This is a genomic window from Persicimonas caeni (genome assembly GCF_006517175.1).
Lineage (GTDB): Bacteria > Myxococcota_A > Bradymonadia > Bradymonadales > Bradymonadaceae > Persicimonas > Persicimonas caeni.
In genome coordinates this window covers 723,666-739,813 of record NZ_CP041186.1, presented here as the reverse complement: position 1 = coordinate 739,813, position 16,148 = coordinate 723,666, and the positions used below count along the sequence as shown (strand labels likewise).

Here is a 16,148-nt window from a genome sequence, read left to right as displayed (position 1 = left end):
GAACTACAATTTGGGTGTTGCCTGGTTCGTCACAAGAGCCGCAATGAAACGACCCTCAAATCGTAGTTTGTCCGCGCAAATAGCGCTCGATTCACGAACCTCTTTCGCTACTCAAACGTCACGAGCGCATCGCCCGCATACACGGTCTGACCCGGCTCGACGCGCACACCTTTGACGACGCCATCCATCGGGGCGGTCAGAGTATTCTCCATCTTCATCGCCTCGACGATGACGACGGGTTCGTCCTCTTTGACCTTCTGGCCCGGCTCGACGAGCACCTCGAGCACGATGCCCGTGATGTTGCTCTCGAGGGTCTCGATATGCACTTCCCACTCGGTGTCGTACATGCGGTCGTGGTCGAGGACCACTTCGCCGGCACGTTCGACCTGGAAGCGCGAGACCTTCTCGCCGTCGTCGAGCAAGTACTTGGTGCAGTTCTTATCGAGGTGGAACTTTCTTACCTGACCGCCGATGGCAAACAGATAGGCGCCGTCACTTGCGCGGCCGCGCATCTCGAGGTCGACGGAGCGGCCGTGCTCGCCGTCGCCCACCGAGGCGGTCCATACGCCGCGTTTGGTCTCGGACAGCTCGACCTTGAGGTCTTCCTGACCTTCGATTTCGACTAAGTAAATCATCGTTCGTCCCGTTCTTTAGGAGGCAGACCTTCGAGGTCTGGACCAGCGCTAGAAGCGCTGCCTCCGAAATTTCCAGCGCCAGAAGCGCTGCCTCCAAATGCTGGCCTCACTGCTTCCAAGGCGAGAGTTTCTCTCCTCGGACCTTCGACTCGCCCAAGTCGGCGCGCTCCAAGAGTCCTTTGTGCTTCAAGAGAGCTGCCACCGCCGCCACGTCGACCCAGCTTTCGGGAACATCGGACGACTTGGCCTGGGGCTCGGCAGTCGGCGCCGTCTGAGTCGCCTCGCCGCCCAACTCGAGCCAGGCGCTGGCGAAGGCGAAGGTGCCGTCGACCTCGGCGCGCACTTCCAGGCCCGTGCCCGACAGCGCGTCGAACGCCTCCTGGGCGCGGCCGCTCAGGGCGACGTCGGCGACGATGGTGTCGCCGCGGGCCTCGAGCCCCTCGACGCTGACCTCACCGGTGTTCAGGTGCAGGCCCAGGCCGAGCGCCTTGCTCACGGATTCTTTGACGCTCCAAAGCGTCGTCAGCAGCACCGAGCGGGCGTCGCCCGACGCGTTGACGTCGGGCAGTTCGAGCGCGCGTTCGGTCGCCGAGAAGTAGTTCTTGGCGAACGAGTCGTCGCGCTGCTCGATGAGCTCGAGGTCGACGCCGACTTTGCCGGCGCGGCTCGGGCCCGCCAGCGCGGCGATGGCCACGCCGTTGGAGTGCGTGATGCTGATATTGGGCAACGTTACCCCCGAAAGCTGCGTCGGGGCGTCGCCGCGAAGCTCGACATAAGGGGCGCCGTGCTCGTCTTTGGCGATGACGATGTCGGCCAGGGCCGGGCGCACGCCGAAGAAGTTGCGGAGGTGGCAGCTCACCAGGTCCTTGGCGGCCACACGCGCGGCGAGCCATTCGGCGCGGCGCGTCTCGCTTCGCAGGCGCTCGTAAGCGCCGCGCTCGCTGTCGGCGAGGACGTCGTCGATGTCGAGGCCGAGGTCGTTCACCAGAAGCTCGGCCTCCGGGAAGCTCAGCCGGCGGGTGGTGATGCGTCGCAACTCGAAGTCGCCGAACTGCTCGTCTTCGGCGAGCACGCTGTGGCCGATGAGCTCGACCTTCTCCATGACCTGCAGCAGACGTCCGTCCTGGGTCAGGATCTCGACGTCGAAGGCGATGGCGTGCTCGGAGGCGTCGTCGCGGTGGCGGCAGCGAATGCAGATGCCTTCGCCGGGCTGGGCGACGCCGAATTGCATGGAGCGGCCGATGGCCAGCGGCAGGTAGCTGAGCGCGTTATTCTTCATGCCCCACAGACCGGCGGTCTGCAGCGCCATCTCGCGCACCATCGGGTCGGTCACGAAGACGTGGCCGTTTTGGGAGGCGGTCAGTCGGCCGGTGGGCTTTCGTCCGTAGCCGATGACGACCTTCTCGCCGACGTGCGGCACTTCTTCGAGCACCTGGAAGCAGCCGGTGTGGAAGTAGCGCCGGTAGATGTCGAGCTTGTGGGGCCCGGCCTCGAATTCGGCGGTCGGGTCGAGGACGATCGGCTGGGGCCGGGTTGTCTGGCCGCTGCCGATGGTCACGCGTGCGGTGAAGTGCTGCTTGCGCAGCGTGCGGCCGGTCTTGGCCTCGCGCACGGTCTCGAGTTTGACGTCCACGGTGGCGTGCTTGGCGGCGCGCTCGGCGACCTCGGCGGTCGCGATGAGGCGCAGCGGCTCGCCGTGGTGGAATTTGACGGCGCGCTCGAATTTGACGTCGCGAAGCTCGAGGACGTCGCCGTCGACCAGTTGGTTGGCGGTCTCGACCATGAACTCGTAGCCCATGACGCCCGGAAGCACCGGCACGCCCTGGTAGACATGGTCGTTGAGGAAGTAGTCGCGCTCGGGGTCGAAGACCCGCTCGACGACCACGTGGTCGGCGTCCTGCTCGGCGATGCGGTCGACGAAGACCATCTCGTTGGTCTCCAAGACCTGCTCGCCGGTGAGCGCCGAGCGCTCGAGCACGGCTTCGCCGGCCATCTCGCCGAGCTCGCCGGCGACCAGGTATTCGCCGGTCAGCCCGCGTTCCATGGCGTCGCCGACGATGGGCGCGCCGATATGCGGCGGCAGGAATTCGACGCCGCGCGCCTCGAGGATGGTCGCCATCGAGCCGTGGGTGGCCATGCCGACCTCGCCCCAGGCGGTCCAGTCGATGGTGAGCGCCTTGGCCGCGCCCGATGCGTTGATCTGGGCGACGAGCTTGTTCAGCACCTCGTTGGCCGCGCTGTAGTCGACCTGGCCTTCGTTGCCGAAGCGGCCGGCGACCGACGAGAAGGCGATGAAGAACTCGGGGTCGCGCTTGCTCAGCGCGGTCCACAGGTTCAGCCCGCCGAGGGCCTTGCCGCGGAAGACGCGGTCGAAGCTCTCGACGTCCTTGTCGGCCAGAAGCTTGCTCTCCTCGACGCCGGCGGCGTGGATGACGCCGTCGACCGAGCCGAAGCGCGACTCGATGCGGTCGAAGAGGACTTCGACGCTGTCGAGGTCGGCCACGTCGCACGAGAAGTAGTCGACCTGAGCGCCTGCCTTGCGAATGCGCTCGAGGTTCTGAGCGATGGTGATCTGGGAGCGAAGCGGCTTGAGCTCCTGCTTGACCTTGACCGGGGTGACGCGCTCACCGCGAGCGGCGATGCGTCCCTTGGCCTTCTCCTTTTCGGCGTCGAGATCGATGCCGAGCGGGTTGGGGTGGGTCAGCTCGGAGCGACCCACGAGCGCGAGCTTGCAGCCGAAGCGCTCGGCCAGGTCGACCGCCACCTCGGCGGTGATGCCCTTGGCGCCGCCGATGACGGCGATGACCGAGTCTTTGGTGGGCGCGTAGGCGTTGGTCGAGCCGTGGCCGGCGAGGGCTTCGGCGTCGACGATGACCGGCACGTAGCGCACGCCGCCGATGAGGCCGAGCTCGAGCGACGGGGCGTCGGCCCAAGCCTCCGACAGAATCTGCAGGCCGAGCTCGGGGTAGAAGCCCTCGCGTGCGACGTCGACCACGCGCACCGCGGCGTCCTTCCACTCGCGGCCGAGCGACTTGGTCAGGCCGCACACCGAGCCGCAAAGGGGCAGCGGGGTGGTCGACCGGTCGAAGCCGAGGCGTCCGCCCATGCCGGTGACCGACACGAAGAGCTGGTCGCCCGAAGGCTGAGCATTCAGGTGCGTCTGCCAGGCGCGCGCGACATGATAGGTCGCCCGTGCGGCGCGGTAGACGGCGTCGGCGTCGTCGGTCTCGCGGCCGTAGCCGAGCAGGTTGATGATGCCGTCGACCTGTCCGATGGCGTCGAACTCACGCGCGATGGCCTCTTCGTCGAGCAAGTTGCAGACGGTGTCTTCGTTGGTGTCGAGCGGGCTGCGGTTCGCGCTGTCCTCGATGACGTGCACCGTGGCGCCGCAGCGCTCGGCGGCGCGGCGCATCGTGTTGGTCACGAGCATCGGGCCGCCCAGAATGACGACGTTCTTACCCGACAGTCGCCCTTGCATCTCGATGAGGTCGTAGGCCGCGGCGGTGTGCGCCTCGACGACGATGGGACGTGGGTCGAAGGTCGACGAGTCGACGTCGGATGCAGGGCTCGCCGCTGGAGCTTTGGAGGCAGACCTTCCAGGGCTGGCTTCCAGCGCTGGAAGCGCTGCCTCCGAAGGTTGCTCGACGGGCTTGCCGCCACCGCCGCCGGGAGGGGTCGGGTTGTCTTCGGGCTGGCCTTCGACGAGGCGAAGGGTGCGCTCCTCGACCGAAAGTTCGGGGTGAGCAAAGCCGCTGACTTCACCCAGCCACTGGTTGTAGCGCACCTCGTCGAAGACGCGGTCTTCATTGCGGGCGCGGAAGCGCAGCAGGGCCAGGGCGAGCTGGCTGCCGAAGCCGGCGGCCAGGCGGAGTGCGTAGTCGACGTCGTACTCGCCGCCCTGGCTCAGGCGAAGGTCGCCCAGGTTCGGGTCGGGCTCTTTGAAGTTGGCGATATGCGGCACGCGCTGCTTCTGGAGCGTCTTGATGGCCAGGACATCCTCGATGCCCGCGCCCATGGCGTGGCCGGTAAAGCCCTTGGTGTTGGCGATGACGATCTTGTTGGCTTTGTCACCGAAGTTGTCGCGCAGGGCCGAGATCTCGGCGTCGGCGCTGCCGCCGCGTGCCGGGGTGTAGGTCTCGTGCGAGACGAACACCGTCTTGTCGGCGATGTCGCTGCGGTCGAACTCGAAGTCGCCCTCGGCGCGCTCGATGAGCTTTCCGACCTCGCCGGCGATGTGGTCGACCTGCAGGCGCGTGGGGTGATAGGCGCTGTTGACGAAGTGCGTGGCCATGATGTCGGCCAGCGGCTCGACGCCGCGGGCTTCGGCCAGGCCTTCTTCCTCGATGACCAGGCCGACGGCACCCATGCCGATGATCATGCCGTGGCGGCGTTTGTCGAAGGGCAGGGCGGCGTCTTCGACCTTCTCCTGCGTGGTGGCGGCGCCGGTGGCCAAGAAGCCACTGCCCACCCAGTCCATCAAGGTGTCGCCGCTGGCGTCGTCGGCGCTGATGACGACCACTCGCTTGCAGCGCCCGGCGCGGATCCAGTCCTCGGCCATCGCCATGGCGGTCGTGGTCGACGCGCAGGCGTTGTTGATCTTGGTGTTCGGACCGCGCGCGCCGATTAGCTCGGCGAAGCGGGAGTTGGCGATGCCCAGCACGCGCACCAAGAAGCGGTGGTTGAACTGGTAGTCCTCCTGCGTCCAGCGCTTGGTGACCTCCTCGATGAGGGCGTCCTCGCCGGCAAAGGCCGAGGCGAAGATGATGCCGGTCTCGTCGCCGAGCTTCTCGGGGAGCTGCCAGCCGATGGTCAGCTTCTTGCCGCTACGGGTCTCGCGGTAGCGCGGCACCAGCGGCAGCCCGGCGTCGCGAAGCGCGTTGATGCCCGCCGCAATCGCCAATTGGCTGGTGCGGTCGAGCTGCTCGATCATGCGCTTGGAGATGCCCCACTCTTCGAGGTCGAAGTCGTCGCCGCCGCGGCCGGCGAGCTTGATGACCTCGGCGACGTCCTCGACCGCGACGAGCTCACCGCCGCCGTCTTTGTGCTTCTGAAGGCGAGTGATGTGCTTGTCGACCATCTCCTGGCGGACATCCATCGGGATGTCACCGATGAAATTGTCGCCGGCGAGCAGGCGGTCGACGGCCTCTTCGTCGAACATGTCTTCGAGGCCGGGCAGTCCGAGCGCCGTGCCGGTGATGCTCACCTTGGCGGCGATATCGTGCTGGACGGGCTCGTACTTGCGCGTGGGCGACGAGGCGGGGAGGTGCTCAGTCGCTCCCTCGGTGGTCTGGCGTGCAGCTTCGGCGCGCGGAGCCTCGACGACGACGTCGCGCTGGCTTTCGGCCGGTGCTTCGGCGAGCTTTTGCTCCACGTAGTCGGCCATGCGGGCGAGCGTGGGGTAGTCGGCCAGCCGGAAGTCCTCGTCTTTGGGGAGCGCGAAGCCCTCGCGGACGTCGGCCATGATCTCGGCCTGCTTGACGGTGTCGATGCCCAGGTCGGCCTCAAGTTCGAAGTCGAACTCGATTTCGTCGGGGTCGTAGCCGGTCTTGTCGCACAGGACCCCGAGCATGGTGCTCAGGATTTCGTCGCGGCTGTGCGAAGCAGCGGGGGCGGCGGCTTGCTTTGGAGGCAGACCATCTTGGTCTGTTCGATTTGGAGACAGACCATCTTGGTCTGTTTCCAGGGCAAGATGCCCTGCCTCCAAAGAGTGGGCAAGATGCCCTGGCTCCAAAGGCTCGGCTGCGGGCCCTGCCTCCGAAGACGGGGCGGGCTGTCCGGCCTCGGCGAGCTTCTGCTCCACGTAGTCGGCCATGCGGTCGAGCGTGGGGTAGTCGGCCAGGCGGAAGTCTTCGTCCTTGGGGAGGCTGAAGCCCTCGCGGACGTCGGCCATGATCTCGGCCTGCTTGACGGTGTCGATGCCCAGGTCGGCCTCGAGTTCGAAGTCGAACTCGATTTCGTCGGGGTCGTAGCCGGTTTTGTCGCACAGGACGCCGAGCATGGTGCTCAGGATTTCGTCGCGGCTATGCGAAGCAGCGGGTGCGTTGTTCGGTGCGAGTGCATCTTGTTTCGGTGCGAGTGCATCTGGCTCTCGCTCCAGGGCAAGATGCCCTGGCTCCAAAGGCTCGGCTGCGGGCCCTGGCTCCAAAGGCTCGGCTGCGGGTCCGGCCTCGGCGAGCTTCTGCTCCACGTAGTCGGCCATACGGTCGAGCGTGGGGTAGTCGGCGAGGCGGAAGTCTTCGTCCTTGGGGAGGCTGAAGCCCTCGCGGACGTCGGCCATGATCTCGGCCTGCTTGACGGTGTCGATGCCCAAGTCGGCCTCGAGTTCGAAGTCGAACTCGATTTCGTCGGGGTCGTAACCGGTCTTGTCGCACAGGACCTGGAGCATGGTGCTCAGGATCTCGTCGCGGCTATGCGAAGCAGTGGGTGCGGCGGCTTGCTCGGGCTGCGATTCGGTGACCCCGCCCTGTACGCGACGGCAACGCTGCCACACGCCGTGCGCCCACAGTTGTGCGAGGGCGTTGTTGAGCGAGGCGACGCCGCCTTCTTTCGGGTGGTTCGTGTAAGTCGACAGGTGGTCGCGGTCGCGCAGCGTGGCGTCGACGAACGTCGTCTGGGCGCGCTTGGGGCCCACCTCGACGAAGACGCGGGCGCCGGCCTCGTACATATTCTCGAGCAGCTTGATGTACTCGACTGGCGAGGCGAGCTGCTCGGCCAGAAGGTCGCGGATCTCGTTGGGATCCGTGGGGTAGAAGTCGCCGGTGACGTTGGTCAGAATCGGCACCTTCGGGGTGTGAATGTCAACCGTGTCGAGGTGCTCGCGAAGCGGCTCGCTCGCCGCGGCGACGACCTTGGTATGGAAGGCGTGGCTCACGTTGAGCATGTGGACCATATGTCCCTGCTCTTCGAAGAGCTCGACGGCCTTTTGGACCGCGTCGGTCAGGCCGGCGATGATGGTCTGCTTGGGGCAGTTTTTGTTCGCGCAGACCACGTAGCCGTCGACCTTGGCGAGGGTCGCTTCGACTTCTTCGATGGGCGCGGAGATGCTGGCCATCAAGCCGTTGTCGCCGTTCATCGGCGTGGCTTTGGCCATCTGGGTGCCGCGGGCGGCGACGGTGCGAAGTGCGTCTTCGAAGGACATCACGCCGGCGGCCATGCAAGCGCCGTACTCGCCGAGGCTGTGGCCGGCGACCAGGTCGGGCTGGATGCCGAACTGTTCGAAGAGGCGCAGAAGGGCGATGTTGACGGTGAGCACGGCCGGCTGGGTCACCTCGGTCTGGCGAAGCAGCTCGTTGGCCTCGTCGTCGCTCAGGTCGGTGCCCTCGGGGAAGATGATCGAGGTGAGCTTGCGCCCCAAGATCGGTTCCATGATGCGGTCGGCTTCGTCGAACGTCTCCTGGATGACCGGGAAACGGGTGCGAAGCTCACCGAGCATGCCCACGTATTGAGCGCCTTGGCCGGGGAAGAGCATGGCGAGGCGTCCGTCGGCGTTCTCGCCGCTCAGAAAGATCCCCTGGTTGGCCAGAATCTTCCAGCCGCGGCCGCGCTCGAAGGCGCGCCGGATGCGGCTGATCTTCTTGGCGAGTCCGTCTTCGGAGTCGTAGCTGACAGCCAGGCGCGCGGCGCCTTCCGGCAGGGCGACAGACGGGTTCTCCAGGCCGAGTCGCCACGAGCGGGTCGCCGAGAGGCCGTCGGAGTCGAAGTCTGCGGCAAAGGACTCGAAGTGCGACTGGACGTCGGCCTCCGAGTCGCCGGCGAACATCAAAATGCCGTCGGAATGCACTTGGTTATCTGCCTTCGAGGCGTGGCCGGCAGGCGCGGTGTTCGCGCCTGCCTGGGCGCCAGCCCCGGTTGGGGTCGTCTGCTTATTAGAGTTATGGCTGACGAACGTGCCGCCAGTGCTGCCCTCGGGATCGTACTCCTCGAGGGTTACGTGAAAGTTGGTGCCGCCGAAGCCAAAGGCGCTGACGCCGGCGCGCCGAAGCATGCCGTCGCGCACTTCCCAGGGCTCGGCCTCGGTCTGAAGCCGAAGCGGGGTGCCCTGCATTTCGATGCGCGGGTTGGGCGTCTCGACGTTGAGCGTGGGCGGCAAGATGCGGTGCTTGAGGGCGAAGGCGACCTTGACCATGCTGGCTGCGCCGGCGCCGGCCTTGAGGTGGCCGATCATCGACTTGACGCTGCCCAGTCCGATTTTGTCGGCGCCCAGCGGGCCGTCGTCTTCACCGAGGACGCTCAGCAGGCTGTTGGCCTCGACCGGGTCGCCCACAGGCGTCGAGGTGCCGTGGGCCTCGAAGAGCGAGACGGACTTAGGCCCGTAGCCTGCTTCTTCGTAAGCGCGCCGCACCGACAGCTTCTGGCCAATCGGGTTGGGCGCGGTGATGCCTTTGCCCTTGCCGTCCGAGGAGCTTCCTACCCCGCGAATGACGGCATAGATTTTGTCGCCGTCGCGCTCGGCGTCTTCGAGACGCTTGAGGATGACTGCGCCGCCGCCTTCGCCCATGACAAAGCCGTTGGCGTCGGCGTCGAAGGGCCGCGAGCCGTCGGGGCTGAGAGCGCCGATTTTGGCGAATTTGACGAAGGTGGGCGCGCCCATGCAGCGGTCGACGCCGCCCGAGACGGCCATGTCGAATTGGCCGGTTTGCAGGCCGCGGATGGCCGCTTCGACGGCCGCCAGGCTCGACGCGCACGCCGCGTCAGTCACGAAGTTGGGCCCGCGCAGGTTGAACAGCGCGGCCACGCGTCCGGCGACCACGTTGGCCAACTCGCCGGGCATCGCGTCTTCGGTGATGGGGGGGAGTTCGTCTTTGAACCTCTTCTCGAGGGTGTCGACGATCTGTTCGATCTTGGTGTCGTCGAGCTGGCCGCGCGCCGTTTCGAGGAGCGTCATGCGCACCGCTTCTTCGATCTCGGCATAAAAAGCGCGCAGGTTGGTGCGGTCGCGCAGGTCGCCGCCCATGGCGTTGCCCAGGATGACGGCGCAACGCTCGCGGTCGAAGTCCTTGTCGAGATAGCCCGAGTCGTCGAGCGCTTCGTGGACCGCCTCCAGGCAAAGCGTCTGGGTGGGATCCATGCTGCGCACGACCAACGGCGGAAGGCGATACTTCTTGCGGCCGAATTCGAAGTCGGTGATCCAGCCGCCAATTTTGCTGTAGGTCTTGTCGGGGGCGTCGCGGTCGGCGTCGAAGTACAGGTCGGGATTCCAACGATCGCGAGGCACCTCCTCGATGGCGTAGACGCCGTCGAGGATGTTCTGCCAGAACGCCGGCGCGCTTTGCGCTTTGGGCATCCGGGCCCCGATTCCGACGATCGCAATCGCCTTGCGGCCGTCGATTTGCTCGGAACGAGACTTACGTGTCATGTCGCTTCCTGTGGCTTTTTGGCGCCCTATGGGGGGCGTCGTCTATCTCTCGTGCCTGTGTTGTCTGCAAAGAAAATGAACGCCGATTCAGTTGAAAGGCGTCTCTTTTCGTGCGGTGCATGTCTGCAAACCTAGAAAGGCAATAGCGGAATAATCAAGGTTACGCAAGGCGAATCCCCTGTCTGGATTTCAACAAAAGTGACCCGCTGGTCAGAAGAAAAATGAGTGAAGATTCAGTCACCGGATGAGTGAGTATTCAGTCACCACGTGCGTGCGCGGTGAGTGAGGGTTCAGTCAGGAGGGATGAGGTGGTGGTGTAGGAGAACTCCAGTTGGGTCGTTGGGTTGGATAAGGTTTGCTCCATTGTTGTGCGAGTTTTGCATATAACGTGCGGTTTACCGAGCGGTTTATGTGCAAAGCGGTTGGTGGGTTTTTGTGTTGTGATTGTAGTTGTGGGTTTGCGGCGCCTGACTCGAGCCCAGTGACGGGTGGACAATCCAGTTGCCACCATCTCTACCCGGTGCTAACCTCCCCCTATCAACCGAACAGTATCTCGCGCCTATTTCGAGAGGGTGGAACAAGATGGCTAAAGGGGACATGGGTATCCGCACGGTCTTCGTCAACGATCGCGCCACGTCGCGTCAACTGCGCAAGGGGCGGTTGGTGGTCCTCGAGGGCGCCGACGAGGGGAAGAGCTTCGAGATTAGCAAGAGCAAGGTGTACGCGGGGCGTGCCTCGGTGAACGACATCCTTCTGAAGGACAAGTCGATCAGTTCGACGCACTTCGAGATCCGCGCCGAGGAAGAGGGCTTTTTGTTGCGTGATTGTGGCTCGACCAACGGCACCAAGCTGGGCGGGTGTCGCATTCGTGAGGTCTATCTGACGCCCAACGCCACGTTCCGGGCGGGCAACACGACGCTGAAGCTCGAGCCGGTCGACGAGGTCGTCGAGATCCCGCTCAGCCCGGACGAGCACTTTCAGGGAGTGATTGGTCGGTCGGTGGCGATGCGCGAGGTCTTTGCCACCCTCGAGAAGGTCGCGCCGTCGGAGTTGACCTGCTTGATTGAAGGGCAGACCGGCACCGGAAAGGAGCGTATCGCCCGCGCGATTCACGATGCTTCGCGTCGGCGCAAGAAGCCGTACGTGGTGCTCGACTGCTCGGCCATCCCGCGTGACTTGATGGAGTCGTACGTCTTTGGTCACGAAAAGGGGGCGTTTACAGGGGCGCACGAAAAGCGCGCCGGGGCCTTCGAGCAGGCCGAGGGAGGCACGCTCTTTCTCGACGAAATCGGCGAGCTCGACCTGTCGCTGCAGCCCAAGCTGCTACGTGTGCTCGAGAATCGCGAGTTCAAGCGTGTCGGCGGTGCGCGCACCATTCGCTCCGATTGTCGCGTGGTCGCCGCGACCAACAAGGACCTGCGCCAGATGGTCAACGAGGGGACTTTTCGCGAGGACCTCTACTTTCGCCTGTCGGTCATCCAGTTGCATCTGCCCCCGCTCAGCGAGCGGCGCGAAGATATCCCGCTTTTGGTCGAGCATTTTCTCGACGAGGTGGCCGAGCGTCGGCCCGACCGCCAGCGTGTGCGCCTGACCGCCGAGGCCAGAGATGCGTTGATGGCCCACCCTTGGCCAGGCAACGTACGCGAGCTCAAGAACGTGATCGTGCGTGCGGCCAGCCTCTGCTCGGGCTCGACGGTGGAGCGCTCCGACCTGCAGCTCACCGGCCAGAAGCCGATGGCGAGTGCGCCCGCCCGACAGATGAGCGCCGGGGACGACGAAGACTCCGCGTCGCTGCATGTCGACCTGACGCTCGAGTACAAAGAGGCCAAGGAGCGCCTTCTCGACCAATTCGAGTACGCTTATCTCGACCGGATCTACGAGAAGAACGACGGTAATATCTCGAAGTCGGCGCGCGAATCGGGCATCACGCGCTACCACATGCGTGAGTTGCTCAAGAAGCACGAGCTGAAGTGAGTGACGGCGGGGGTCGTTGTCGTCAATCTTCGTCTTTGTTCAACCGTGAATAGCGGGAGGGGACCGGCCAGCCTTCGATGAATAACGGCAGGCGGGCGCCGAAGTGCGCGTAGACGGCGTGTGCTTGGTCGACGAGCGCCGGCCCATCGAAGCTCTCCATGGCGCGGTAGATCACCCCGCGCGCCTCGAGGCACTTGGCGTGCTCGATGGGGTTATCGTAGGCGACGAGTAGATCGACGCTCTGGTCGAGAGCACGCAGCGCCCTTTTGGCGTTGCCGCGCAGTAACTCGTAACGCGCGACCAGTCGGTAAATCGCGGCTCGAGTGGCCAGCGGGGTCGATTGTCGATGGCTCTGCAGTTTGCCCACCACCGATTTGAGGCGTATCAGCGTCTCGGTCGAGCGATGCGTGATGAGCGCGAGTTCGCGCTCGGCCAGCGCCGCCAGTGCTTGGCCGAGGCTGAGCCGGATCATCGTCGTGGTGGTACGGTCGCGGTTCATCGGGCTGTGATGCACCTGCTCGGTGAGCACGTCGAGCTGGCCCACCGCGACCTCCGGGCGTCCGAGTGCGATGTTGAGCTGGGCGCTCATACGCTCGACCCACACCTTCGCCGCGTTGGTCGGCGTCTTGTCCAACAGATTGCGGCACTGCTCGAGCAGGTGCTCGACCAGTGCGGTGCGTCCGGAGCACAAAAAGCAGGGGATGAGGATTTGATAGCCACGAAACGCCACGTAACGATCGGCGCGCCAAAAGTGAAGGAGCTGTCGGCCCACCCACTCGGCATCGTCGAGTTGCCCCTTGGCGAGCAACAGGTCGGCGTACTTCAACTTGAGTAGGTAGCGTTGGCGCAACTCGGACTTGGCCGAGCTACGAAAGTATTTGGCCGCCATGACCAGGCGTTCCTCGCTGCGCTCGAACTCGCCGACGAGCCGATACTGGTTGGCCATGGCGATCTCGGTCAGCCCGCGCATCTCCCAATCGGCGGCCTGCTCGAAGAGGGTGGCGGCGTCGCCGAGCCACTGCAGGATGCGCTGGTGCTTGCGCGAGGGCGCCTGCTCGGAGGTGTGGCCGGCCAGAAAGAGCCGGTCGAGGCCCATCAACTGGGCGTCGCCGGTCTTCTCGGCCAAGACCGCCAGGCGAGTGCGAATGGGCTCGACTTTGGCCGGGTCGAGCAGGTCGGCCATATCGAGGGCGAGCCGGTAGATGTCGGCGCGCATCGACTCGGCGTCATCGGCGGCGTCGACGGATGCCTCGCTGATGTCGTCGGACCAGCGACTGGTCGCCGCCACGGCGCGATCTTTGACCTCGGCGAGCCGCGAGAAGAGCCCGCCACGAAAGTAATTCTCGCCCACGGTGGACAATGCCCGGTCGAGCGCCTCACGCGCCTGGGGATGGTAGGCGGCGCGCACGCTGGCTTCACACTCCTGCCTGAGCAGCGTGGCCCGACGCAGGCTCGGTTCGACGTTTCCGGCGGCCTCATGGTAAAGGCTCGCCGCATCGGCGTACCGGTGGGCCAAGAATTCCAAGCGCGCATGCTCGGCGACGGGGTCGGTATCGGGCGACAGGCTGGTCAGCCCGGCGTGATCGCTGAGCCAACGCCACAGCTTGGCCGCACGATTGTAGGCGAAGCGCGCCTCGGCGGCAGACGCCGCGCGGATCGCAGAATCGGCCGCATCGCGGTTTTGTCCGGCGCGCAGCAGATACTCGAAGCGCAACTCTTCGGCTGCCGGCCAGCAGCGCCGCACCCCGTCGGCGATGCGGCCGCAAAGATGGGCGTAGCGCTGGTCGCGCAGTTTACCCAAGATGAGGCTGCGGTAGATGTTGTGTGAGACGGTGTAGGCAATGTCCCAGTGGTGCGACTCGACCGCTTCGATGAAGCGGGTCTCGAGGAGGCGGTTGATGGAATCGCGCGCTGTGTTTTCGACCGACTTTGCGCTGTGGAATTCCTCGTCGAGGATCGTCGAGATGATCGCGCCTGGCAGCGGGATGGAGGCGACCGAGAGTACCTCGAGCACAAAGCGCTCGCGTCTGGACAGCGCTTCGATGCGGCTCTCGAGCACCTCGGTGAGCTTCTCGGTCACCGGCGCGCCTTCGTCGGGCACGAGTTGTTGCGCGGTGGACTCTTCGTCGTCGGGCGCAGCCGAGCGGGTCTCGTGAATCAACTCCTCGAGCAAAAGAGGGTTGAACTCGCCACGCTTGAGGACGCGGCGCTGGTCCTGCAGTGACAGGTGCGAGCCGGCCGAGATGACATATTCGCGCGCTTCGTCTTTCGAGAATCCGGTCACCTCCAGCCATCGTACCGAGGCGGGGGCGGTGTCGATCCACTCGAGCAGAGGGTGATGCTCGTCGGCCTGGTCGTCGAGCCACGTGCCCAACACGGTGCAGCGAAGCCCGTGCGGCTCGCCGATCAGATCGAGTAGCAGCGCCGAGGTGTCCCAGCTCGCCCAGTGCAGGTCGTCCATGAGCAGCAAAAGAGGGCGCTGGCTCGACAGGCGACGCAGCAGGTTGCGAAAACTGTCGATGGCCTCGAGCCGGGAGATGTCGCGCGGCGGCGGGTCGTCCTCGAAGCGAAGAATCGGAAAGAGCGAGGACGCCTGGCGACGGCACGCGTCGGCCTTGGCGCGAAGCTCTTCGGGCAGCTCCTGAAAGATGTTGGCCAGCTGGGCCGCGATTTCGTCCCACCCCTGATAGATGAGCGACTCGCGGTTGTAGCATTTGCCGGTCAGCACCAACCAGCCTCGGCGCGAGGCCATATACGAGACGGCCTGCGAAATGGCGGTCTTGCCCACGCCCGCCGGTCCCCGCAAGATCGAGACCCCCAGGCGCTTTCGCTGATAGCAGTGCTTGGCCTCGGCCAAGATGTCGTCGACGAGCTCGGAGCGCCCGAAGAAGAACTCTTGTTCGGGCACCGCCGACGGTGGAATGCCCACCGCGTACGACTCGGAGTACTCGACCAGGTCGCGCACGTCGGCCAGCGATGGGCGACGTGCAGGTTGCTTGTCGAGCAGGCCATGGATGAGGTCAGCCCAGGAAGCGGGGCAATGCGGCTCGATCTCGGAGAGCGAGGCGGGCTCCGACTCCAACTGCTGTTGTCGAATCTCTTCGGGACTGCCGTCGAAGGGGCGCCGCCCGCTGATGGCTTCAAAGAGCACACAGCCCAGGGCATAGAGATCGCCACGGGGGCTCGCCTCGTCGAGCGGGAGCGTCTCTGGGGCTCGATAGGCGTAGGCCGTGGCGAGGGCGTCTTCGGAAGGTGGGCCGGGGGCGACGACCACGCCGGCGACCGTCTCGTCCGAGCTCACCTCGTCATCGTCGACGGGCACCGCGGTAGGGGGCTCGTCCGTGTCGAGCAACTCCAGCTCCTGGAGAAGCCCATAGTCGGTCAGCAGACAGCGACCGCTGCGGTCGACGAGGATATTAGTCGGCTTGAGGTTGCCGTGTTGCTTTCGGAACCGGTGCAGATGCTCGAGCGCATCGACGAGCTGGGGCAGGACGCGCTCGAGGCGCAGCAGTACGAGATCGAGCGTCTGCCCCTGGACCTCCGAGCTCTCCGAGGCGATTTGCTCGATGATCTCGGCGGCCGAACCTTCGTCGCCGGTCATCGAAGCTTCGTCGATCATGTCGACGAGCTCGACCGTGTGGCCGGCTGACTCGGCCTTCTGGGTCGGCGGAATCAACTCGATGGAGTCTTCCGATTCATCCTCCGCGTGCGCCGACGGAGTTTCGCCGCTGGTCTCGCCTGTCTCGGGGTCGAAGTCCGGGTCGAGCTCGATAGGCCCGCTCGGAGGAATCTCGTCGGTGTCGGTGAGCCCTTCTTCTGCCTGCGCCTCGCGGTTTTGTAGCGCCTCGAGTTCCTCGGAGGTCGGCGGCTGGCGCAGGTAAGTGAGCAGGTCGCTGCCGTCGATGAACTGCTCGACGAAATAGTCGGACGAGTCGTGCTCGATGAGTTGGAAGGGCCGTGCCAGGTGGGGGTGATCGAGGCGGCCGACCGCCTCGAAGACGCGGCGAAACCGATCCGGGTCGACGGGCTGCACATGCGTCAGCAGCTTGGCGGCCACCGCCTGGCCCGTCTCCCGATCGAGCACCTCGAAGACCACCCCCATCAGCCCACGTCCGACCGTGCGGATGAGCTCGTAGCGTTCGGTCAGCTCGAATGAGTGGTCATTTTCCACGGGACGGTTCATC

General features: G+C 65.2%; 4 protein-coding genes. 1 reads left to right on the top strand and 3 read right to left on the bottom strand.

The window, feature by feature from the left end:
• Positions 1-107: 107 nt before the first annotated feature.
• Positions 108-635: an acetyl-CoA carboxylase biotin carboxyl carrier protein subunit gene (locus FIV42_RS02785; RefSeq protein WP_141196200.1), complete on the bottom strand. Its 528-nt coding sequence runs from the start codon at positions 633-635 to the stop codon at positions 108-110.
• A 106-nt stretch (positions 636-741) separates the two neighbouring features.
• On the bottom strand, positions 742-9,990 hold the full coding sequence (locus FIV42_RS02780; protein WP_141196199.1) for a type I polyketide synthase: 9,249 nt from the start codon (positions 9,988-9,990) through the stop codon (positions 742-744).
• Positions 9,991-10,572: 582 nt separating this feature from the next.
• On the opposite strand from FIV42_RS02780, the gene FIV42_RS02775 reads away from it, so the two are divergent.
• Entirely contained in the window at positions 10,573-11,964 is a 1,392-nt protein-coding gene (locus FIV42_RS02775; protein WP_141196198.1) for a sigma 54-interacting transcriptional regulator, read from the top strand.
• A 22-nt stretch (positions 11,965-11,986) separates the two neighbouring features.
• On the opposite strand, the gene FIV42_RS02770 is transcribed toward FIV42_RS02775, so the two are convergent.
• Positions 11,987-16,147 (bottom strand): serine/threonine-protein kinase, encoded by a 4,161-nt coding sequence (locus tag FIV42_RS02770; protein WP_168210346.1) that lies wholly within the window; start codon positions 16,145-16,147, stop codon positions 11,987-11,989.
• Position 16,148 lies beyond the last annotated feature (1 nt).

What these genes read in the sequence shown, in the direction of transcription:
- FIV42_RS02785 (WP_141196200.1), bottom strand. Translation starts at nt 635, where the DNA reads ATGATTTACTTAGTCGAAATCGAAGGTCAGGAAGACCTCAAGGTCGAG.
- FIV42_RS02780 (WP_141196199.1), bottom strand. Translation starts at nt 9,990, where the DNA reads ATGACACGTAAGTCTCGTTCCGAGCAAATCGACGGCCGCAAGGCGATT.
- FIV42_RS02775 (WP_141196198.1), top strand. Translation starts at nt 10,573, where the DNA reads ATGGCTAAAGGGGACATGGGTATCCGCACGGTCTTCGTCAACGATCGC.
- FIV42_RS02770 (WP_168210346.1), bottom strand. Translation starts at nt 16,147, where the DNA reads ATGAACCGTCCCGTGGAAAATGACCACTCATTCGAGCTGACCGAACGC.